At 71.8% G+C, this 19,396-nt stretch carries 17 protein-coding genes; 3 read left to right on the top strand and 14 right to left on the bottom strand.

The annotated features are described in order from the left end of the window. Positions 1-78: 78 nt before the first annotated feature. The 3 genes from ACFWR9_RS07640 to ACFWR9_RS07630 form a co-directional block, all read right to left on the bottom strand. Positions 79-276, bottom strand: coding sequence for an acyl-CoA carboxylase epsilon subunit (locus ACFWR9_RS07640; protein WP_064729996.1), 198 nt, complete (start codon positions 274-276; stop codon positions 79-81). Between the two features lie 17 nt (positions 277-293). Beyond that, entirely contained in the window at positions 294-1,877 is a 1,584-nt protein-coding gene (locus tag ACFWR9_RS07635; RefSeq protein ID WP_383837070.1) for an acyl-CoA carboxylase subunit beta, read from the bottom strand. A gap of 154 nt (positions 1,878-2,031) precedes the next feature. Then, the gene (locus ACFWR9_RS07630) at positions 2,032-4,413 is read right to left on the bottom strand and encodes a polysaccharide lyase 8 family protein (RefSeq protein ID WP_383837196.1); all 2,382 of its coding nucleotides are present in this window, start codon (positions 4,411-4,413) and stop codon (positions 2,032-2,034) included. Positions 4,414-4,586: 173 nt separating this feature from the next. Between ACFWR9_RS07630 and ACFWR9_RS07625 the strand changes: the two genes are divergently transcribed. After that, positions 4,587-5,144, top strand: a complete 558-nt coding sequence (locus tag ACFWR9_RS07625) for a YceI family protein (RefSeq protein ID WP_383837067.1) — start codon at positions 4,587-4,589, stop codon at positions 5,142-5,144. Here the strand turns inward: ACFWR9_RS07625 and ACFWR9_RS07620 are convergent. Together ACFWR9_RS07620 and ACFWR9_RS07615 are read right to left on the bottom strand one after the other, a co-directional pair. Beyond that, entirely contained in the window at positions 5,131-5,682 is a 552-nt protein-coding gene (locus tag ACFWR9_RS07620) for a cysteine hydrolase family protein (protein WP_383837064.1), read from the bottom strand. The genes ACFWR9_RS07625 and ACFWR9_RS07620 overlap by 14 nt on opposite strands. A 4-nt stretch (positions 5,683-5,686) precedes the next feature. Beyond that, positions 5,687-6,274 carry a TetR/AcrR family transcriptional regulator gene (locus tag ACFWR9_RS07615; RefSeq protein ID WP_383837061.1) on the bottom strand — a complete coding sequence of 196 codons (588 nt, stop codon included), beginning with the start codon at positions 6,272-6,274 and terminating at the stop codon, positions 5,687-5,689. Between ACFWR9_RS07615 and ACFWR9_RS07610 the strand changes: the two genes are divergently transcribed. Beyond that, the gene (locus tag ACFWR9_RS07610; RefSeq protein ID WP_383837058.1) at positions 6,273-7,262 is read left to right on the top strand and encodes a DMT family transporter; all 990 of its coding nucleotides are present in this window, start codon (positions 6,273-6,275) and stop codon (positions 7,260-7,262) included. The two genes, ACFWR9_RS07615 and ACFWR9_RS07610, sit on opposite strands and share 2 nt — an antisense overlap. A 14-nt stretch (positions 7,263-7,276) precedes the next feature. Here the strand turns inward: ACFWR9_RS07610 and ACFWR9_RS07605 are convergent, their stop codons facing one another. The 6 genes from ACFWR9_RS07605 to ureA all read right to left on the bottom strand — a co-directional run bounded on the left by ACFWR9_RS07605 (position 7,277) and on the right by ureA (position 14,780). After that, a complete protein-coding gene (locus ACFWR9_RS07605; RefSeq protein WP_383837055.1) occupies positions 7,277-8,620 on the bottom strand; it encodes a hypothetical protein in 1,344 nt (447 codons plus the stop codon). 72 nt (positions 8,621-8,692) lie between these two features. Then, complete coding sequence (gene cimA, locus ACFWR9_RS07600; protein ID WP_383837052.1) at positions 8,693-10,297, bottom strand: citramalate synthase; 1,605 nt, start codon at positions 10,295-10,297, stop codon at positions 8,693-8,695. 303 nt (positions 10,298-10,600) lie between these two features. After that, positions 10,601-11,203: a TetR/AcrR family transcriptional regulator gene (locus tag ACFWR9_RS07595; protein ID WP_383837049.1), complete on the bottom strand. Its 603-nt coding sequence runs from the start codon at positions 11,201-11,203 to the stop codon at positions 10,601-10,603. A gap of 9 nt (positions 11,204-11,212) precedes the next feature. Beyond that, the gene (locus tag ACFWR9_RS07590; RefSeq protein ID WP_383837046.1) at positions 11,213-12,250 is read right to left on the bottom strand and encodes an agmatine/peptidylarginine deiminase; all 1,038 of its coding nucleotides are present in this window, start codon (positions 12,248-12,250) and stop codon (positions 11,213-11,215) included. Positions 12,251-12,324: 74 nt separating this feature from the next. After that, complete coding sequence (locus ACFWR9_RS07585) at positions 12,325-14,040, bottom strand: urease subunit alpha (RefSeq protein WP_383837043.1); 1,716 nt, start codon at positions 14,038-14,040, stop codon at positions 12,325-12,327. Continuing rightward, on the bottom strand, positions 14,037-14,780 hold the full coding sequence (gene ureA / locus ACFWR9_RS07580) for an urease subunit gamma (protein WP_383837040.1): 744 nt from the start codon (positions 14,778-14,780) through the stop codon (positions 14,037-14,039). Before ureA ends, ACFWR9_RS07585 begins: the two co-directional genes overlap by 4 nt. 154 nt (positions 14,781-14,934) lie before the next feature. On the opposite strand from ureA, the gene ACFWR9_RS07575 reads away from it, so the two are divergent. After that, entirely contained in the window at positions 14,935-16,389 is a 1,455-nt protein-coding gene (locus tag ACFWR9_RS07575) for a cytosine permease (protein WP_383837037.1), read from the top strand. 54 nt (positions 16,390-16,443) lie between these two features. On the opposite strand, the gene ACFWR9_RS07570 is transcribed toward ACFWR9_RS07575, so the two are convergent. The 3 genes from ACFWR9_RS07570 to ACFWR9_RS07560 form a co-directional block, all read right to left on the bottom strand. After that, on the bottom strand, positions 16,444-17,550 hold the full coding sequence (locus ACFWR9_RS07570; RefSeq protein ID WP_383837035.1) for a branched-chain amino acid aminotransferase: 1,107 nt from the start codon (positions 17,548-17,550) through the stop codon (positions 16,444-16,446). A gap of 260 nt (positions 17,551-17,810) precedes the next feature. Continuing rightward, entirely contained in the window at positions 17,811-18,863 is a 1,053-nt protein-coding gene (locus ACFWR9_RS07565; protein ID WP_383837032.1) for a 3-isopropylmalate dehydrogenase, read from the bottom strand. A gap of 73 nt (positions 18,864-18,936) precedes the next feature. Continuing rightward, on the bottom strand, positions 18,937-19,068 hold the full coding sequence (locus ACFWR9_RS07560) for a hypothetical protein (RefSeq protein ID WP_107420291.1): 132 nt from the start codon (positions 19,066-19,068) through the stop codon (positions 18,937-18,939). Positions 19,069-19,396: the final 328 nt, after the last annotated feature.

Here is a 19,396-nt window from a genome sequence, read left to right as displayed (position 1 = left end):
CCTCCCACCCCCGCGTCCCCGTTCATGGCTGTCCCGGCGCCCGGCCGGCTGCCGCCCCCCCTCTCCCCCAATCTCAGGTCAGCGCCAGCTGTGGGGGGCTCGGAAACCCGGTTCACGCTCCAGGCGGCGCCAACCCGCGCGGACGCGGCCGCCGCCGTGGGTCGGGGGGATCTCGGCGGGGCGGGCGGCGGCGCGGGCGAGGAGGAGGGCCGTGATGGCGGCGACCTCCTCGGGCTCGGCGTGGCCCTTCTCGACGCGGATGTCGGGAGTGGACATAGCGGTGGCTCCTCGGGTCACTGCGGCGGGTTGCCGTGCTTGCGGGAGGGCAGGTCGGCGTGCTTGGTGTGGAGCATCGCCAGGGACTGGACGAGCACCTCGCGGGTCTCGGCGGGGTCGATGACGTCGTCGACCAGACCTCGCTCGGCCGCGTAGTAAGGGTGCATCAGCTCGGCCTTGTACTCCTTGACCATGCGGGCCCGCATGGCCTCGGGGTCCTCGGCACCGGCGATCTGACGGCGGAAGATGACGCCCGCGGCACCTTCCGCGCCCATGACGGCGATCTCGTTGGTCGGCCAGGCGTAGGTGAGGTCGGCGCCGATGGACTGGCTGTCCATGACGATGTAAGCACCTCCGTACGCCTTGCGCAGGATGAGCGAGATCCGGGGCACCGTCGCGTTGCAGTACGCGTACAGCAGCTTGGCGCCGTGGCGGATGATGCCGCCGTGCTCCTGGTCGACGCCGGGCAGGAAGCCGGGTACGTCCAGAAGGGTGATGATCGGGATGTTGAAGGCGTCGCACATCTGGACGAAGCGGGCGGCCTTCTCGGAGGCCTCGATGTCCAGGACGCCGGCCAGGGCCTGCGGCTGGTTGGCGACGATGCCCACGACCTGGCCGTCGAGGCGGGCCAGGGCGCAGATGATGTTGCGCGCCCAGCGCTCGTGGACCTCCAGGTACTCGCCGTCGTCGACGAGCTCCTCGATGACCTTGGTCATGTCGTACGGACGGTTGCCGTCCGCCGGGACCAGGTCGAGCAGAACGTCCGAGCGGCGGTCCACCGGGTCCGAGGAGTCGGAGCGCGGCGGGTTCTCGCGGTTGTTCTGCGGGAGGAGGGAGAGGAGGTAGCGGACCTCGCCCAGGCACGTCTCCTCGTCGTCGTAGGCGAAGTGGGCGACGCCGGACGTCTCGGCGTGCACGTCCGCGCCGCCCAGGCCGTTCTGGGTGATCTCCTCGCCGGTGACGGCCTTGACCACGTCCGGGCCGGTGATGAACATCTGCGAGGTGTCGCGGACCATGAACACGAAGTCGGTGAGGGCGGGGCTGTAGGCCGCGCCGCCCGCGCACGGGCCGAGCATCACGCTGATCTGCGGGATGACACCGGACGCCCGGGTGTTGCGCTGGAAGATGCCGCCGTACCCGGCGAGTGCGCTGACGCCCTCCTGGATGCGGGCGCCGGCGCCGTCGTTGAGGGAGACCAGCGGGGCACCGGCCGCGATGGCCATGTCCATGATCTTGTGGATCTTCGTGGCGTGGGCCTCGCCCAGCGCGCCGCCGAAGATGCGGAAGTCGTGCGCGTAGACGAAGACCGTGCGGCCCTCCACCGTGCCCCAGCCGGTGACGACACCGTCGGTGTACGGCTTCTTGGTCTCCAGGCCGAACCCCGTCGCCCGGTGCCGGCGCAGTTGCTCGACCTCGCGGAAGGAGTCGGGGTCCAGGAGCAGCTCGATGCGCTCACGGGCCGTCAGCTTGCCCTTGGCGTGCTGCGCCGCCGTAGCCTTCTCGCTCGGTCCGGCCAGCGCCTGCGCACGGATCTCGTGCAGTTCGGCCACTCGCCCGCGCGCGTCCGTCGGCTCACCCGGCGCCTCATCCAAAACGGTCATGTAGCGACTCTACGAAGCCGAACGACGAATGCGAGCCGTCGACTCCGTACAGTCTCCGGCGCGTTTTCCTGGTAGCACCGAACAGAACCGCTACGCCATGCAGCCGTTTCGACTGCTCAGAGGGCCTGCCCCTTGTAGGGGTCACACAAAGCCGTCAGCTGAGAGCCACCTCACATTCATGGGTGGTACATACCACCCCTGGAGTGACACGGAGGCGCAGACGGCGGCCGGTGGCCAGGACCTCGACCGTCTCGTCGGACCGCACCGCGGCTCGTACCGGGTGGTCCCAGACGATCTCCAGGGCCTCCCCGGAGCGCGGCGGTTCGCTCACGCAGAGGGTAGCGGTACGGCCCCTGCGGCGGACCAGCACACTGGCCCCGGCCGTCGCGGTGAGCGGGCCCACCGTGCCGGCCCGCCAGAAGTTCGCCGCGGTGAGGCCGAGCGAGGGGACGGCGACCGCCTGCTGCCGGTCGTCGTTGGCGAGGACCCGCACCCGGCGGCGGTCGGCGGCGCGGCGGGCGACCGCGCCCCTGGAGGCGCCGGGCATGAGGACGTAGACGTAGTCGGCGTCGGAGGGGTCGGTGCCGTGGTCCAGCCAGAGGGTCTGCCAGCGGCGGGTGCGGCGCTCGGTGGTGCTGGTGGTGTTGATGTCCGACCAGGCGCCGGTGCGGTCCTCGCGCAGGGTCCGCAGGCCGCCCCCGGGCACGATCCAGCCGCCGTGGCCCTCCAGATGGGCCCAGTCCCGGCCCCGCACGAGAGCCTGGGTGCCGCCCTCTCCCAGGTTCCGGTTGTCGACGACCGTCTCGACCGGGACTCCGTCCGTGCAGGTGATGCCGGCGCCGAGGCAGACCACCTCGTCGTCGAGGAAGAACCAGGACTTGCGGGCCTCCAGGGTCGAACCGAGGCCCTTGAGGTGCTGGCCCACGGCCGCGAACTCGCCGTCGGTGGTGCCGCCGACCCAGCGCACGTCGGGTTTGGGGGCGCCCCACTCGCCGCCCGCCCGGTCGGCCAGGCGCTTGGTGGAGACGGTGGTGCCGGGCAGCCGGTACCAGTCGACGGTCGGCCAGAACCAGTCTGTGTACTGGTCGGACCGGTCGGACCGGTCGGACCGATCGGCCCTGGTCCCGTTCGCCCACCAGCTGAGCATGCCCGCGCCGGTGTGCCAGCCGCGCGGGTTCTCGCCGTTGCCGCACTCGTAGTGGGAGATGCGGTCGCTGGCCATGGCGAGGCCCGCGGTGAAGGCGGGGCGGCGGTGGACGGCGCGGTCCATGGCGGCGAAGAGGCGGTGCCCGGTGGGCTCGGACGCGGCCTCGACGGGGTCGGCGGCGATCGCGTGCAGCCGCGCCAGGTCGGCGACCGGGAACTGAGGTGCCGTGAGGACCGGGGTGACGGTGTCCCGTTCGATCCAGCCCTTGATCCGCGCGTACCAGCGTTGGCGCTCGGTCTCGCTCGCGCCGCCCGCGAGGACGGCCATGGCGGCGATGATCTGCTGGCCGTGGAAGTGGTCGCTGCGCATGACGTGCAGGTCGTCGCCGGCCAGGTAACCCCGGCTGATGGCACGGCCGTTGACGCCGTCCATGACCAGTCCGTCGTGGATGAGGGGGGCGTAGGCGTGCTCGACGCTGTCGAGGACGATCTGCTTGCCGGGGTCGGTCACCTCCCACTGCGAGCCGGCGAGCAGGGTGAACAGCCGGCCGAGCCCGTCCAGCATGACCTGGCCGTACGTACCCGAGTAGGCGACCCAGGTGTGCTGCACGAACGAGCCGTCGGCGTAGAGGCCGTCGCCCTCGGTGACGTAGGGGAAGACCGGTGAGAGGGCGTCGCGGGCCAGGGCGATCTTGTCGGGTGCGCGGCCCAGGATGCCGCGCAGGGCGACGGAGCGGCAGAGGTCGACGCGGTTGGCGCCGGTGGAGGTGCCGGAGTAGTCGCGGAGCATCGCGTCGGGGATGAAGTGGTCCACGGCGGCGCAGGCGGCGGCGACACGGTCGGCGCCCAGGTGGTCGTACAGGGCGGCCGTGATGTCCGTCAGCAGGCGCGGGCTGCCGATCTGCCACTCCCACCAGTTGCCGTAGCGGGTGGTGGCGGGGTTGTAGACGGTGGCCGACAGGTGGTCGAGGCCGCGCAGGATGTCGGCGAGGAGCGCGGGGTCGCCGGTGGAGCCGGTGCCCCGCTGTACGTACGCCTCGGTCATCGTCCACAGGCGGCCATAGGCGAACGTGATGCCGGCGGGCGGGTCGAAGGGGTGGCCGGGCCACAGGGAGGTGGGGGTCGGCGCCATGGTGGCGCGGTGGTCGCGGGCGCGTTCGCCGGTCTCCGCGAGGCGGGAGGCGTACGGCTCGGCGACCGGGTCGTAGCCGGTGCCGAGGGCGATGTCGAGCCAGCGTCCGCGGAGGGTGTCGTAGGGGTCGGCGGCGGCCGCTGCGGCGGGCGTGCCGAGAGCGGGGGGCAGCGCGGCGGCCACGGCGGCCGTCAGGAGGAGGGAGCGGCGGGTCGGTCCGGCGCCGGTCCGGGGGACGTGCGGCCAGGTGGAGGTCATGCTCATGACCCTTCCCCGCCGTCCGCGGCACTACGTCCCGCTCGGCCGTCCCGGTGAACATGCGACGCCACGCCGCACACATCCGTTGAATGTTGAACGGAATAGGTCTAGAGTCGGCACCGTTGGATTGGTTGAACATTCAACATCAAACGTCCAGACCCCCGGAGGACACCATGACCAGCACCCCCGACCTCGCCACCGTGACCGGCGAGTACACGATCGACCCCGCCCACACCATGATCGGATTCACCGCGCGCCACGCGATGGTCACCAACGTCAAGGGCAAGTTCCTCGACTTCAGCGGCACGCTACACCTGGACGGCGCCGACCCGAGCCGCTCCACGGCGACCCTGGACGTCACGATGGACAGCATCGACACGGGGTCCCCGGACCGCGACGGCCACCTGAAGAGCTCGGACTTCTTCAACACGGACGAGTTCCCGACGATGACCTTCCGCTCCACCGGTGCGGAGTCCCGCGGCGGCGACGACTACCGCATCACCGGCGACCTCACGATCCTCGGCACCACCAAGCAGCTCGCCATCGACCTGGAGTTCAACGGCGCGGCCAAGGACCCCTTCGGCAACGAGCGCGTCGGCTTCGAGGGCAAGGCCGAGATCAAGCGCTCGGAGTGGGGGCTCACCTGGAACGCGGCCCTGGAGACGGGCGGTGTCCTGGTCTCCGACAAGATCAAGCTGAACTTCGACATCTCGGCGATCAAGCAGGGCTGAGGTCCACGTCGGCGGCGGCCCGGAGGCGGACACGCCGGCCGGGCCAGCCGATCGTCCGGTAGATCGCGTTGTACTGGGCGACGGAACGGTCCGCCGGCATCAGATCGCCGTCGTCCTCGGGGTCCCGCACCGACGTGGTGTGCCCGTCGGCGACGACGACGAGGTCGTACCCCCGGCTCAATGCCTGTCGTGCCGTGGTGTCCACGCAGATCTCGGTGGCGAACCCGGTCACGATCACCTCGGTGACGCCGAGCCCCTCCAGCAGTGCGTCGAGGCCGGTGTCCAGGAAGCTGTCCGGGGTCGTCTTGTCGACGACCGGCTCACCGTCCCGCGGTGCCAGCTCGGGCACGACCTGCCAGCCCTCGGTGCCGTACACCATGCCCTCGTCCCGCTGCCGGACCGTCACCACCGGCACCCCGGCCGCGCGGGCCCGCTCAGCGAGACCCGCGATCGCGGCGACCGTCTCGGCGGCCCGGTGCGCCATGGCGACCGTGGCATTCTGCATGTCGATCACGAGGAGTGCGCTGCGGGTCGGCATGGGCTCACCGTAGCGACGCGGGCCTCCGGCCGCCTCCGCAATTTCCCAGCAGCTCCCGCACCTGGTCGAGCGCCTGGCCGAACGGGTCCGGGAAGACCCCCACGCCGTGCGCGACCAGCGCGCCCTCGTGCAGCAGCATCAGCGTGCGGGCCAGCCGGTCCGCCCCGGCCGCGTCGATCTCCCGGGCGAGGCCGGTGAAGAGGTCGAGCATCCACCGCTTCTGCCCGGTGATGACCGGATACGCCGGGTGGGACGGGTCGCTGATCTCGGCGTGCGCGTTGATCATGCTGCACCCCTTGCCGCCGTACTCCCCCGCCCACGCGCGCGACGCCTCGAAGACCGCCAGGACCCGTGCGTCCGGCCCCTGTCCCACGACCGCGTCGAGACGGCCGGCGAGGAGTTCCCGCCAGCGCTCGTCCCGCCCGGCCAGGTACTCCACGACGATCTGCTCCTTCGAGCCGAACCGGTCGTAGAGCGTCTTCTTGGTGACGCCCGCCTCGGCGGCGACGAGGTCCACGCCCACGGCGTGGATGCCGCGCTCGTAGAACAGCCGCTCGGCCGCCTCCAGGACACGTCGCGCACCGGGCGTCATGCGGACGCGGTGCGGCTTCTTCTGCACAGGCTCCGCGTTCGTCCTGTGCTGGAGCTCCGGTTTCATCGGCGCCAAGCTCGGCGCGGGGACCGCGGACGCGACGACGCTCCTGATGTGGCGCTTCGTGCCGCTCGCCGTGGTCCTGATCGCCGTCGCGGCCGTCTCACGCACGGCGTGGCGCGGGCTGACCCGCCGGGAGGCCGGCCGGCAGGTCGCGGTCGGCGCCCTGTCGCAGAGCGGCTACCTGCTCAGCGTCTACTACGCCATCCAGCTCGGTGTCTCCAGCGGCACCACCGCCCTGATCGACGGCGTGCAGCCGCTGGTCGCCGGCGCGCTCGCCGGTCCCCTGATGCGGCAGTACGTCTCCCGCCGGCAGTGGCTCGGACTGTGGCTGGGGCTGGCCGGCGTCGCCACGGTCACGACGGCCGATGCCGCGGCGGCGGGCGCGGACGTGCCGTGGTGGGCGTACTTCGTGCCTTTCCTCGGCATGCTGTCGCTGGTGGCGGCCACTTTCCTGGAGGGCCGTTCGCGGGCGGTGGTCGCGCCCCGGGCCGCGCTGACGATCCACTGCGTGACCAGCGCCGTGCTCTTCTCCGGCCTGGCCGTCGGTGCCGGGGCGGCGGCCCCGCCCGCCGACTCGTCCTTCTGGCTGGCGACGGCCTGGCTGGTGGTGCTGCCGACGTTCGGCGGCTACGGGCTGTACTGGCTGATCATGCGCCGGTCCGGCGTCACCGAGGTGAACACCCTGATGTTCCTCATGGCACCGGTCACCGCCGTGTGGGGCGCCCTGATGTTCGGCGAGCACTTCGGACCGCAGACGGCCGTGGGTCTCGCGGTCGGACTCGCGGCGGTGGTCGTCGTACGGCGCGGGGCGAAACCCTCACGGACGGCGCGGGCCGAAGAGGCCGACCAGGCCGACCAGGCCGAGCGGACCGACGGGTCACACCAAGACGCGCGCCACGAGACCCTGCGGGTGCCCTCCCGATGACCACGGCCTCCCGCTCAGAATCCGCCGCCGAAGTCCCCGCCGCCGAATCCGCCGCCTCCGCCGAAGTCGCCGAACCCGCCCCCGAAGTCACCGGAGTCGAAGTCGCCGCCGGAGACGTCGCCGCCCTCGTGGCCGCCGAAGTCGCCGTAGCCCTCGCCGTAACCGGCGCCGTAGGCCGGGCCGGCCATCATGCTGCCCAGCATGGTGCCGACCAGCAGGCCGGGCAGGATGCCGGCGCCGAAGTACCCGCCCGCCCAGGGGCCGTACGCCGGGCCCGCGTCCCAGTAGGGGCGGCGGCCCTGGGCGGTGTCCACCTCGCGGACCATCGGGTCCAGGCCGTCGGACAACCGGGCCTGGTCGGCCGCGCAGACGGGCACCTCGCGGGTGGCGCCGCCCGGCGGGGTCCAGGTGGCGTCGGCGACGGACGGGCCGTGGCGCGGGTCGAAGAAGCAGGGCGGCCGGCGGTCGGGCAGCGGCCGTCCCTCACGGCGGGCGGCGAGCAGCGCGAGCGAGAAGCGGCCGTCCTCCAGCGACTGGGTGACCGCCCGCACGTCCTCCGGTTTGCGGGCATTGCCCATGAACGTCTTGGCCTGCTCGTACGCGTCGAGGCCGTGTTCGTAGTCCGTGCGCATCGCGTCGTCGGCGCCCGGCTCCCCGGGGTGGAAGTCCAGGCGGTCCAGCTCCTCGCCGAACGCCGTGATGTCCTCGTCGACCACCACCCGCAGCCGCTCCAGTGCCTGTCGCTGCTCCTCCTCGCGGCGGAGCCGGTTGCGCCGGGCGATGGCGTAGGCACCCGCGCCGCCGGCCGCGACGACCGCGCCCGCGGTGATCAGGGCGCCGGTCGGCACGGTGGCGCCGCCGGAGTCCCAGGAGGAGGGGGCCGAGCCGCGCACGCTGCGCAGCGCGTCGTCGACGAAGTCGTTGAGCTGGGCCTTGGTGTCGCCCGCCCCCTGCGCGGCCGTGACCAGGTTGTCCACGCCCTGGCGGCTCAGCACGCTGCTGTCGGCGCGGGCGTCGAACTCGTCGCCGAGGCGGATGCCGTACAGGCCGGTGATGCCGGTCTCGGTGCGCAGGTTCTGGAAGAGGTCGTCCTTCGGGTAGTCGGCCGGGAGGACCGCCACGAAGACCGGTTCGCCCGCGTCCTCGATCTTGTCGGCGAGCGCGTCGGCGTCCGCGTCGGAGAGCAGACCGGAGGCGGCCGGGTCCACGTACACGGGACTCTCGCGCAGGGCCGCCCCGATCGTGGAGACGTCGGTGGCGGCCTGCGCGCCGGGCGCACCGGCCATCAGCACCGCCAGCGCGGCGATGACCGGCGCGATCAGGAGGCGTATGAGGACTTGAACGCGAACGCCCTTCATACCTTCGAAAGTACCCGAACACACCTCAATGAGACATAAGTGCGGGTCGGAAATTCGCCGCGGGAGACCGGGTCACGCCGCGGGCGTCACCCCCGCCCGCAGCAGCCCGTACGTGTACGCGTCCTCCAGGGCCTGCCACGAGGCGGCGATGACGTTCTCCCCGACGCCCACCGTGGCCCACTCCCCCGTGCCGTCGCTGGTGGAGATGAGGACCCTGGTCGTGGACTGGGTGCCGTGCACGCCCTCCAGGATGCGGACCTTGTAGTCGACCAGGTCCAGCTTGGCAAGCTCCGGGTAGAGCTTCTCCAGGGCCACGCGCAGGGTCCGGTCCAGGGCGTTGACCGGGCCGTTGCCCTCGGCGGTGGCGACGATGCGCTCGCCCTTGGCCCAGAGCTTGACCGTGGCCTCGTTGGCGTGGGTGCCGTCGGGGCGGTCCTCGGTGATCGCGCGCCAGGACTCGACCTCGAAGTACCTGAGCGGCCTGCCCTCGGCCTCGGCGCGCAGCAGCAGCTCGAAGCTCGCGTCGGCGGCCTCGTACGTGTAGCCGGCCAGCTCGCGTTCCTTGACCCGCTCGACGACCCTGCCGACCAGCTCGCGGTCGCCGCCGAGGTCGACGCCGAGTTCCTTGCCCTTCAGCTCGATGGAGGCGCGGCCGGCCATGTCGGAGACCAGCATCCGCATGGTGTTGCCGACCAGCTCGGGGTCGATGTGCTGGTAGAGGTCCGGATCGACCTTGATCGCGGACGCGTGCAGGCCGGCCTTGTGCGCGAAGGCGGAGACGCCGACGTAGGGCTGGTGGGTGGAGGGCGTGAGGTTCACGACCTCGGCGATGGCGTGCGAGATCCGGGTCATCTCGCGCAGCCGGCCCTCCGGCAGCACCTGCTTGCCGTACTTCAGCTCCAGCGCGGCCACGACCGGGAACAGGTTGGCGTTGCCGACGCGCTCGCCGTAGCCGTTCGCCGTGCACTGGACGTGGGTCGCGCCCGCGTCGACGGCGGCCAGGGTGTTGGCGACGGCGCAGCCGGTGTCGTCCTGGGCGTGGATGCCGAGCCGGGCGCCGGTGTCGGCCAGCACCGTGGCGACCACGGCCTGGATCTGCGCCGGGAGCATGCCGCCGTTGGTGTCGCAGAGGATGACGACGTCGGCGCCCGCCTCGGAGGCGGTGCGGACGACGGCCTTCGCGTACTCGGGGTTGGCGCGGTAGCCGTCGAAGAAGTGCTCGCAGTCGACGAAGACCCGGCGGCCCTGGGCCTTCAGGTGGGAGACCGTGTCGGCCACCATCGCCAGGTTCTCGTCCAGCGTGGTGCGCAGGGCCAGTTCCACGTGCCGGTCGTGGGACTTGGCGACCAGGGTGATCACCTGGGCGCCGGATTCCAGGAGCGCCCTGACCTGGTGGTCCTCGGCGGCGGTCGCGCCCGGACGGCGGGTGGCGCCGAAGGCGACCAACTGGGCGTGCCGGAAGTCGATCTCCTGCTGGGCGCGGGCGAAGAACTCGGTGTCGCGGGGGTTCGCGCCGGGCCAGCCGCCTTCGATGAAGCCCACACCGAAGTCGTCCAGGTGCCGTGCGATGGCCAGCTTGTCCGCGACCGTGAGGTTGATGCCCTCGCGCTGCGCACCGTCGCGCAGGGTGGTGTCGAAGACGTGGAACGAATCGTCGAGTTCGCTGGTTGCGGTCATGATCTGAAGGCTCCTGTATGGGATCTCGGTCTACCGGAATGACCGGTTCCACCGTCCGTCTATGATCCCTCGCGCTCTCTTCCCGGCTTGGGGTGGGCCAGGAAAAAGAAAAACCCCTCGCGGGTGCGAGAGGTCTGCGCGCGGGTCGAGGACGACGGTGTCCGCCCGTACCTGGTCGTACGTGGCGGTCACTGCGGACCGGCGCGCCTGCTGCCAATAATCATGGCGAACGAGAGCACGGAGGCAGTCTGGCACACTCCGTCCGTCCGCTCACCGACCGTCTCAAGATGCGAGCAGGCCCGGTCAGACGTCCGTGAAGAGGCCGTCCGTCAGGAACTCCCGCACATGGCCGAGCACCTGCGCCCGGTCCGTCCCCCGCAGGCCGATCGCCACGTGGATGGCGAGGCCGTCGAGGAGCGCCCGCAGCCGGGACGCGAACCGGTCGGGGTCGACGTGGCGGAACTCGCCGCGCGAGACGCCCTCGGCGAGCAGGGCGACCAGGTCGCGGTGCCAGGCGCCCTCGATGGCGGCCTGCCGGTCGCGGGCGTCGTCCTCGGCGTTCTGCGAGCGGTTCCACACCTCCAGCCACAGCGTCCAGTGCGGGTCGCGGTGGCCGTCGGGGACGTAGAGGTCGACGTACTCCTGGAGGCGTTCGCGGGCGGTGCCGGGCCGGGTGAGCAGCCGGCCGCGTTCGACGCCCAGGCGGCCCTCGCTCCACTCCAGGGTGCGCAGCAGCAGTTCGTCCTTGGAGTGGAAGTAGTAGAGGAGGTGGCCGCTGCTCATGCCGACCTCGCGGCCGAGCGCCGCCATGGTCAGCTTCTCCAGGCCGCGCTCGGCGATCATCTCCATGGCGGCGGCGAGCACGTCCTCACGCGGCGGCGCCTGTCTGCGCCCACCACCGGCCATGTCCCGCTCCTAGATCTTTGGCTGCTGCTGCGTGATGCAGTGGATGCCCCCGCCACCCGCGAAGATCGTACGCGCGTCCACCAGGGTCACCGTCCGGCGCGGGTGCAGGCGGCGGAAGATACCGGCCGCGATCTCGTCGCGCGGGTCGTCGAAGGCGCACAGGACGACGCCGCCGTTGCAGAGGTAGTGGTTGATGTAGGAGTAGTCGGCCCAGTGACCGTCGGCCTCCAGGACGGTCGGGGCGGGCACCTCGACGACCTCCAGGCGGCGCCCCCGGGCATCGGTGGCGGCGCGCAGGACGCCGATGGCCTCCTTGGTCACCTCGTGGTCGGGGTGTGCCGGGTCCGGCTGGTGGTGGGCGACGACGACGCCCGGCGCGGCGAAGGCGGCGACGATGTCGACGTGGCCGAGGGTGCCGAAACCGTTCGGGGGGTAGTCGCCGGTGAGGCCGCGCGGCAGCCAGATCGCCCTGCTGGTGCCGAGGTGCGCGTGGATCTCCGCCTCGGCCCGCTCCCTCGTCCAGCCGGGGTTGCGTTCGGGCCCGAGCTGCACGGTCTCGGTGAGCAGCACGGTGCCCTCGCCGTCGACGTGGATGCCACCGCCCTCGTTGACGAGCGGCGAGGTGTACGTCCGGGCGCCCGCGAGGCCGGCGACGTGCGCGCCGATCTTCGCGTCGTGCTCCCAGCGGGCCCACTCCTGGGCGCCCCAGCCGTTGAAGGTCCAGTCGACGGCCGCCAGCCCGTCCGGTCCGGTGAGGAAGGTGGGGCCGATGTCCCGCATCCAGGCGTCGTCCAGCTCCCGTTCGACGGTGTCGATGCCGTCGCCGAGCAGCGCCCGTGCCTCGGCGGACCGGCCCGGACCGCACACCACCGTCACCGGTTCGAAGCGGCGGACGGCACGGGCGACACCGGCCCAGGCGATGTGCGCGGCGGCCAGGTCCCCGGGGCCCTCGAAGGTGGGGTTGGGGCCCGGCCACGCCATCCAGGTGCGCTCGTGCGGGGCCCATTCGGGGGGCATGCGGAAGCCGTCGGCGGCAGGGGTGGTCATGGCGGTCACTTTCACAGGACGTTGAGGCGGCTTCACAGGAGGTTGAGGCGATTTCACAGGGCGTAGCGGCGGGTTCACAGGAAGTAGAGGCGGTTGAGGGAGACCGAGTCGGCCGGTTCGGAGCGCAGCGGGTCGCCGTCGAGGGTGACCAGGCCGGTGCGCCGGTCGACGTCGACCTGTCCGGTACGGGAGTTCAGGCGCAGGTCGGCCGGTCCGATGCCGCGGGTGCCGCGCACGGCGACCCGGCGGCGGCGGGTGGGCATCGTGTCGTGCCCCTGGTCCACGGCGGCCTGCGCGACGAAGGCGACGGAGATCTCGGCGGGCGTGGCGCCGTGGGCGCCGAACTGCGGCCCGAGGACGAGGGGTTCACAGGTGTCGGTGGCCGCGTTGGGGTCGCCGACCACGCCGTACGCCGGGAAGCCCGACTTGAGGACGAGCTGCGGCTTGGCGCCGAAGTACTCCGGGCGCCACAGCACGATGTCGGCGAGCTTGCCGACCTCGATCGAGCCGACCTCGTGCGCGAGACCGTGGGCGATGGCCGGGTTGACGGTCAGCTTGGCCATGTAACGCAGGACGCGCTCGTTGTCGTTGTCGTCGTCGGGGGCGCCGAACTCGGCCTTCATCTTCCCGGCCATCGCGAAGGTGCGGCGGACCGTCTCGCCGGCCCGGCCCATGCCCTGCGCGTCGGAGGAGGTGATCCCGATGGCGCCCAGGTCGTGCAGCACGTCCTCGGCGCCCATGGTCCCTTCGCGGATGCGGTCGCGGGCCATGGCGGCGTCGCCCGGCAGCTCGGTCTTGAGGTCGTGGACGGAGACGATCATGCCGTAGTGCTCGGCGACCGCGTCCCGGCCGAAGGGCAGGGTGGGGTTGGTGGAGGAGCCGATGACGTTGGGGACGCCGGCCATCTTCAGCACGTTGGGGACGTGTCCGCCGCCGCAGCCCTCGATGTGGAAGGCGTGGATGGTGCGGCCCTCCAGGACACGGAGGGTGTCCTCGACGGACAGGCACTCGTTCAGGCCGTCGCTGTGCAGGGCGACCTGGACGTCGTGCTCCTCGGCGACGCGCAGCGCGGTGTCGAGGGCGCGGGTGTGGGCGCCCATGTCCTCGTGCACCTTGAAGCCGGACGCGCCGCCCTCGGCCAGCGCCTCGATCAGCGGGGCCTCGTGGGACGACGAACCCCGGCCCAGGAACCCGATGTTGACCGGCCACGCGTCGAAGGCGCCGAACGCGTGCTTCAGCGCCCAGGGCGAGTTCACCCCGACGCCCCAGACCGGCCCGAACTCCTGGCCGATGATCGTCGTCACGCCGGAGGCGAGGGACGCCTCCATGATGCGCGGGGAGAGCAGGTGAACGTGGGTGTCGACGGCTCCGGCGGTGGCGATCAGACCCTCGCCGGAGACGATGGACGTGCCGGTGCCGACGACCACGTCGACGCCGTCCAGGGTGTCGGGGTTGCCGGCCCGGCCGATGGCGTGGATGCGGCCCTCGCGGATGCCGATCGACACCTTGCGGATGCCCTGGACCGCGTCGATGACCACGACGTTGCTGATGACGACGTCGCAGGTCTCGCGCACGGCGGCGGCCTTGAGGTGCAGCCCGTCGCGGGCGGTCTTGCCGAACCCGGCGAGGAACTCGTCGCCCTGGAGCTGGGCGTCGGACTCGACGCGGATCACCAGCCCCGAGTCGCCGAGGCGCAGCCGGTCGCCGGCCCGGGGGCCGTGGGTGGCGGCGTAGGCGTGCGGGTCGATGTGGATCGACTCGCTGATCTCGCGTCCCTTGGAGCGGCTCATCGCACGCCTCCTTCCGGTGTTTCCTGTGTGGCGGACGGGCCGGGGTTGCCAGAGCTGCCGGGAGTGACGCCCAGATATCCGCAGGCTGCCGCCCGCCGCAGGGCCTCCTCCTTGGCGCCCGGTGCGTCCAGCGGCCCGTCGACCAGTCCGGCGAACCCGATCGCGACCCGTCGGCCGCCGATGGGCACCAGGCCGACCTCGGCGCTCTCGCCGGGCCCGAAGCGGACCGAGGACCCGGCGGGGACGGCGAGGCGCATGCCGTAGGCCCGCTCGCGGTCGAAGTCCAGGCGCGGGTTGGCCTCGAAGAAGTGGAAGTGGGAGGTCACGGAGACCGGCACGGTCGCGGTGTTGGTGACCGGCAGGCGGACCGCCGCCTCGGGTTCGGCGTGGTCGGGTCCCGGCAGCAGGGCTCCCGGACCCGCCGGTCCGAGCCCCCCGCCCCCGATCGGGTCGGAGACGACCGCGAGCCGGGAGCCGTCGTCGAAGACGGCCTCCACGTGCACCTCGGTGACCACGTCGGCGACACCGGGCAGTACGTCGTCCGGGCCGAGCACGGACCGGGCCAGCTCGACGGCCTCGGCGAGACGGGCGCCGTCGCGGGCGGCCTCGCACACGGTGTCCGCGATCAGCGCGGTCGCCTCCGGCACGTTCAGCCGGAGCCCTCGGTCCCGGCGGGCCCGGGCCAGCTGGGCCGCCCCGAAGAGCAGCAGCCGGTCACGTTCCGTGGGGGTCAGTCTCACGACGCGGCACCTCCTTGCCATCCAGACTATCCAGACTTTAGAACATCACTCTAAACACGGCATTCCTCGAACGGAACCATTGACGGACAGTGCAGGCAGACGTCACATTGAACGTCGCTCTAAACCCTCAGGCGGCCGTCGAAGGAGACCAGCCATGCCGATCGAACAGCGCGGAGTCGACACCATCCCGGAGGAGGAACGCACCAGCGGGCCCGGGGATCTCGTCTCGATCCTGCTGGGCTCCAACCTCTGCCTCGGTGTGATCGTCTTCGGCTGGCTGCCGCCGTCCTTCGGCCTGGGCTGGTGGGCGTCGGTCGGCGCGGTGGTGGCGGGCACGGTCGCCGGCACGCTGTTCACGGCACCGCTCGCGCTGGTCTCGCTGCGCACCGGCACCAACCTGTCGACGTCGTCCGGCGCCCAGTTCGGTGTGCGCGGGCGGCTGGTGGGTTCGGTGGTCGGGCTGCTGCTGGCCCTCGGCTACACCGCGCTGACCGTGTGGATCGGCGGGGACGTGATGATGGGCGTGCTCCACCGGCTCTTCGGACTCCCGCAGGGCGGGGCCGCGTACGCCGTCGTCTACGGCCTGCTCGCCGCGGCGACCGTCGCGGGCGCGGTCTACGGCTACCGGGTGCTGCTCGCCATGTCCAAGGTGCTGGCCTACGGCATGACCGCCCTGCTGGTCCTGGGCGTGATCGCCTACGCCCCCGACTTCACGACCGCCGCGCTCCCCGAGACCGGCGGCTATCTGCTGGGCGGCTTCTGGCCGACGTGGCTGCTCGCCGCCGTGGCCGCCGGCCTGTCCGGGCCGATCGCCTTCATCACGCTGCTCGGCGACTACACCCGCTACATCTCCCCGGCCCGCTTCTCCTCGCGCCGGGTGCTGCACGCGACCTGGCTGGGGCTGATGCTGGGGCTGCTCGTGCCGCAGCTCTTCGGCACCTTCACCGCGTACGCCGCCCGTGCCGCCTTCGACTACGCGGGCCCGCTGGTCGACGCCGCCCCCACCTGGTACCTGGTCCCGCTGCTGCTGGCCGCCTCGGCCGGTTCGGTGGGCAACGCCGGGCTGATGCTCTACTCGATGGGCCTGGACCTGGACGCCATCCTGCCGCGCGCCTCCCGCGCCCGCGCCACCTGTGCCGTCGCCGTCGTCGCGACGGCCTGCGTCTTCGCCGGGCACTACGCCTGGGACGCGCAGTCGGCCATGACGTCGTTCGTGCTGCTGCTCACGGCGATCGGCACGCCGTGGGCGGTGATCACGATGATCGGCTCGGTCCGCTGCGGCGGGGTGTACGACGCCGACGCGCTCCAGGTCTTCAACCGCCGCGCACGGGGCGGGATCTACTGGTACCGCGCCGGCTGGAACGTCCCCGCCACGGCCGCCTGGGCGGTGGGCGCGACGGTCGGCGTCCTGGCCGTGTCCCTGCCGTCGTACGAGGGCCCCCTGCTGTCCCTGACCGGCGGCGTGGACTGCAGCTTCCTGCTGTCGGGGCTGGTGGGCGGGGTGGTGTACGTGCTCGCGGTGCCGGGTGCCATCGCGCCTGCGGCGAGCGGGACGGAGCTCGCGACGGCCACCTCTTCAGCGACCGAGTCGGATGGTGGGCGGGCATAGGCCGGGGGTCCGGGGGCGGAGCCCCCGGCGAGGCCCGCCCCCACGCGGGGTGCCTCAGGCCAGGCGGTGCATCCACCCGTGCTTGTCCTCGGCCGTCCCCCGCTGAATGTCCAGCAGAGCCGTACGCAGACGCGTCGTCACCGCACCCGGCTCGCCCCCGCTCTGCTGCCACTCCGCCCCGGCCCGCTTCACCGTGCCGACCGGCGTGATCACGGCCGCGGTCCCGCAGGCGAAGACCTCGGTGAGGGTGCCGTTCTCCGAGTCGCGCTGCCACTGCTCGACCGAGACGCGGCCCTCCTCGGCCTCGTAACCGAGGTCGCGGGCGACGGTGAGCAGGGAGTCGCGGGTGACGCCCTCCAGGATGGAGCCGGTGAGGGTGGGCGTGATGATCACAGGCTTTGAATTGGACTCAGCGCCGTAGACGAAGTACAGGTTCATGCCGCCCAGTTCCTCGACCCACTGGTGCTCGACCGCGTCGAGGTAGCAGACCTGGTCGCAGCCCTTCGCCGCCGCCTCCGCCTGCGCGAGCAGCGACGCGGCGTAGTTGCCGCCGGTCTTGGCGTCGCCCATGCCGCCGGGGACGGCGCGGACGCGGTCCTCGGAGACCCAGATGGAGACCGGCTTGACGCCGCCCGGGAAGTAGGCGCCGGCCGGGGAGGCGATGACCAGGAAGAGGTACTCGCCGGCCGGCTTGACGCCCAGGCCGACCTCGGTGGCGATCATGAAGGGGCGCAGGTAGAGGGACTCCTCGCCACCGTGCGCCGGGACCCAGTCCTGGTCCTGGCGCACCAGCGCGTCGCACGCCTCGATGAACGTCTCCACCGGCAGCTCGGGCATGCCGAGCCGGCGGGAGGACGACTGGAAGCGGCGGCCGTTCTTCTCCGGCCGGAAGGTGGCGACGCTCCCGTCGGGCCGGCGGTAGGCCTTCAGGCCCTCGAAGATCTCCTGCGCGTAGTGCAGGACCATGGTGGCCGGGTCGAGGGAGAGCGGGGCGTACGGGACGAGCTGACCGTCGTGCCAGCCGCGGCCCTCGGTCCACTTGATCGTCACCATGTGGTCGGTGAAGTGGCGGCCGAACCCGGGGTTGGCCAGAATCGCCTGCCGCTCCGCGTCGGAGAGCGGGGTGGCGGAAGGCTTGAGCTCGATCGTGCGCGTCGTCATGGGTTGATGTCCTTCACCGGTTTGATGTGTGACGGGCCGCTGTCACGCCCGTACGGCCGGTGGCCGGTGCTAGGACGTCCGAGCATTCCCTCATGTCGCGACTTCGCGTTCGATTATCGCGCGCGGCCGGCGACGGATGAAACGGGGTGAATGCGGCCCAGGGTCTGATGGTCGCACCTGGCGGACGCAGGAGAAAGCCGCCGGGTGCCTTGTTTCTCGGACCCGGCGGCTTCGAAAGGTTGGATTTCGAGCGTGCCGGATCAGCCGGCTACTCGTACGGCGAGTGCGTCGCCGATCTCTGAGGTGCTCCGTGCGGGCAGGTCAGCGCGCTCGCCGAGGTCGGTGGCGACGGCCTCCTCGATCCGGGCCGCCTCGCCCTCGTACCCGAGGTGGCGGAGCAGCAGGGCGACGGACAGGACCGTGGCGGTCGGGTCGGCCTTGCCCTGGCCGGCGATGTCGGGCGCGGAGCCGTGCACCGGCTCGAACATCGAGGGGAAGTCTCCGGACGGGTTGATGTTGCCGCTGGCGGCGACGCCGATGCCGCCGGAGACGGCCGCGGCGAGGTCGGTGATGATGTCACCGAAGAGGTTGTCGGTGACGATGACGTCGAACCGCTCGGGCTGGGTGACCAGGAAGATCGTGGCGGCGTCGACGTGGATGTAGTCGGTGGTGACCTCGGGGTACTCCGCGGCCACCTTGTTGAAGATGTCGGTCCACAGGTGGCCCGCGAAGGTCAGCACGTTGTTCTTGTGGACCAGCGTGAGCTTCTTGCGGGGGCGCGCCTGGGCGCGGGCGAAGGCGTCGCGGACGACGCGCTCGACACCGTAGGCCGTGTTGACGGAGACCTCGGTGGCGACCTCGTGCTCGGTGCCCTTGCGGATGGTGCCGCCGTTGCCGGTGTACGGGCCTTCGGTGCCCTCGCGGACAACGACGAAGTCGATCTCCGGCTGTCCGGCGAGCGGGGTGGCGACACCCGGCAGCAGCTTGGACGGCCGCAGGTTGACGTGGTGGTCGAAGGCGAAGCGGAGCTTGAGCAGGAAGCCGCGCTCCAGGACGCCGGACGGCACCGACGGGTCGCCGATCGCGCCGAGCAGGATGGCGTCGTGGGCCTTGAGGGCGTCGAGGTCGGCGTCGGTGAGGGTCTCACCGCTGGCGTGGTAGCGCCGGGCGCCGAAGTCGAACTCCTTGGTCTCCAGCTTCACATCCTGCGGCAGGACGGCGGAGAGGACCTTCAGACCCTCGGTCACGACCTCCTGGCCGATGCCGTCACCGGGGATCACTGCGAGATTGAGGGTGCGAGAGCTTGCCGACATGTGCGGCACCTTACTCCTCGTCCCACGGGATGACATGGGGCGTCCGGCATGCGGACGCCTCGCTGCCCGTGACTCAGTGGCCGGTGGACCCGCCGTTGTCCCGGCGGTCGAGGGCGCGCTGGAGGGCGGCCGCGGCGTTCTTGCGGTCGGAGTCGGCGCTGCGGGAGAGGTGGCGGACTCGGCGGCGGACGGTCGTCTCGGCCATGGGAATCGACTCCTTCGGCACTAAGGGAGCGCGGAGAGCGAGCGGTACGGGGAGACGCCGGAAGGGGCGGGGAGCGCGGTGCCGCAGGGGTTGCCTGCGCGGGGCCCGGCTCACGACCGCCATCCGCTCGATCGAGCGGGAACGTTCGGCTCCTACAAAGCTAAGGGAGCGCGGAGCGTCTGTCTCCACAATTACTCGGACTTCCTACTATCTGAGACGGTGCCCTCGGTCACACCGCCCCGACCAGCGAAAACGCCCGGGGGGGGGGGCGGGGGGCGGGCGCCCGCGCCCCGCGCGCGCCGCTCACCGGGGGCGCCGCGCGGAGGGA

This window comes from Streptomyces sp. NPDC058534 (assembly GCF_042717365.1).
GTDB lineage: Bacteria > Actinomycetota > Actinomycetes > Streptomycetales > Streptomycetaceae > Streptomyces.
The sequence above is the reverse complement of the archived record's forward strand: the minus strand, read 5'-3'. Positions and strand labels throughout refer to the sequence as shown.

Excerpts from the sequence above, each read along its gene's own strand:
- ACFWR9_RS07640 (WP_064729996.1), bottom strand. The coding sequence starts at position 276 with ATGTCCACTCCCGACATCCGCGTCGAGAAGGGCCACGCCGAGCCCGAG.
- ACFWR9_RS07635 (WP_383837070.1), bottom strand. The coding sequence starts at position 1,877 with ATGACCGTTTTGGATGAGGCGCCGGGTGAGCCGACGGACGCGCGCGGG.
- ACFWR9_RS07630 (WP_383837196.1), bottom strand. The coding sequence starts at position 4,413 with ATGACCTCCACCTGGCCGCACGTCCCCCGGACCGGCGCCGGACCGACC.
- ACFWR9_RS07625 (WP_383837067.1), top strand. The coding sequence starts at position 4,587 with ATGACCAGCACCCCCGACCTCGCCACCGTGACCGGCGAGTACACGATC.
- ACFWR9_RS07620 (WP_383837064.1), bottom strand. The coding sequence starts at position 5,682 with ATGCCGACCCGCAGCGCACTCCTCGTGATCGACATGCAGAATGCCACG.
- ACFWR9_RS07610 (WP_383837058.1), top strand. The coding sequence starts at position 6,273 with ATGCGGACGCGGTGCGGCTTCTTCTGCACAGGCTCCGCGTTCGTCCTG.
- ACFWR9_RS07615 (WP_383837061.1), bottom strand. The coding sequence starts at position 6,274 with ATGACGCCCGGTGCGCGACGTGTCCTGGAGGCGGCCGAGCGGCTGTTC.
- ACFWR9_RS07605 (WP_383837055.1), bottom strand. The coding sequence starts at position 8,620 with ATGAAGGGCGTTCGCGTTCAAGTCCTCATACGCCTCCTGATCGCGCCG.
- cimA (WP_383837052.1), bottom strand. The coding sequence starts at position 10,297 with ATGACCGCAACCAGCGAACTCGACGATTCGTTCCACGTCTTCGACACC.
- ACFWR9_RS07595 (WP_383837049.1), bottom strand. The coding sequence starts at position 11,203 with ATGGCCGGTGGTGGGCGCAGACAGGCGCCGCCGCGTGAGGACGTGCTC.
- ACFWR9_RS07590 (WP_383837046.1), bottom strand. The coding sequence starts at position 12,250 with ATGACCACCCCTGCCGCCGACGGCTTCCGCATGCCCCCCGAATGGGCC.
- ACFWR9_RS07585 (WP_383837043.1), bottom strand. The coding sequence starts at position 14,040 with ATGAGCCGCTCCAAGGGACGCGAGATCAGCGAGTCGATCCACATCGAC.
- ACFWR9_RS07575 (WP_383837037.1), top strand. The coding sequence starts at position 14,935 with ATGCCGATCGAACAGCGCGGAGTCGACACCATCCCGGAGGAGGAACGC.
- ACFWR9_RS07570 (WP_383837035.1), bottom strand. The coding sequence starts at position 17,550 with ATGACGACGCGCACGATCGAGCTCAAGCCTTCCGCCACCCCGCTCTCC.
- ACFWR9_RS07565 (WP_383837032.1), bottom strand. The coding sequence starts at position 18,863 with ATGTCGGCAAGCTCTCGCACCCTCAATCTCGCAGTGATCCCCGGTGAC.
- ACFWR9_RS07560 (WP_107420291.1), bottom strand. The coding sequence starts at position 19,068 with ATGGCCGAGACGACCGTCCGCCGCCGAGTCCGCCACCTCTCCCGCAGC.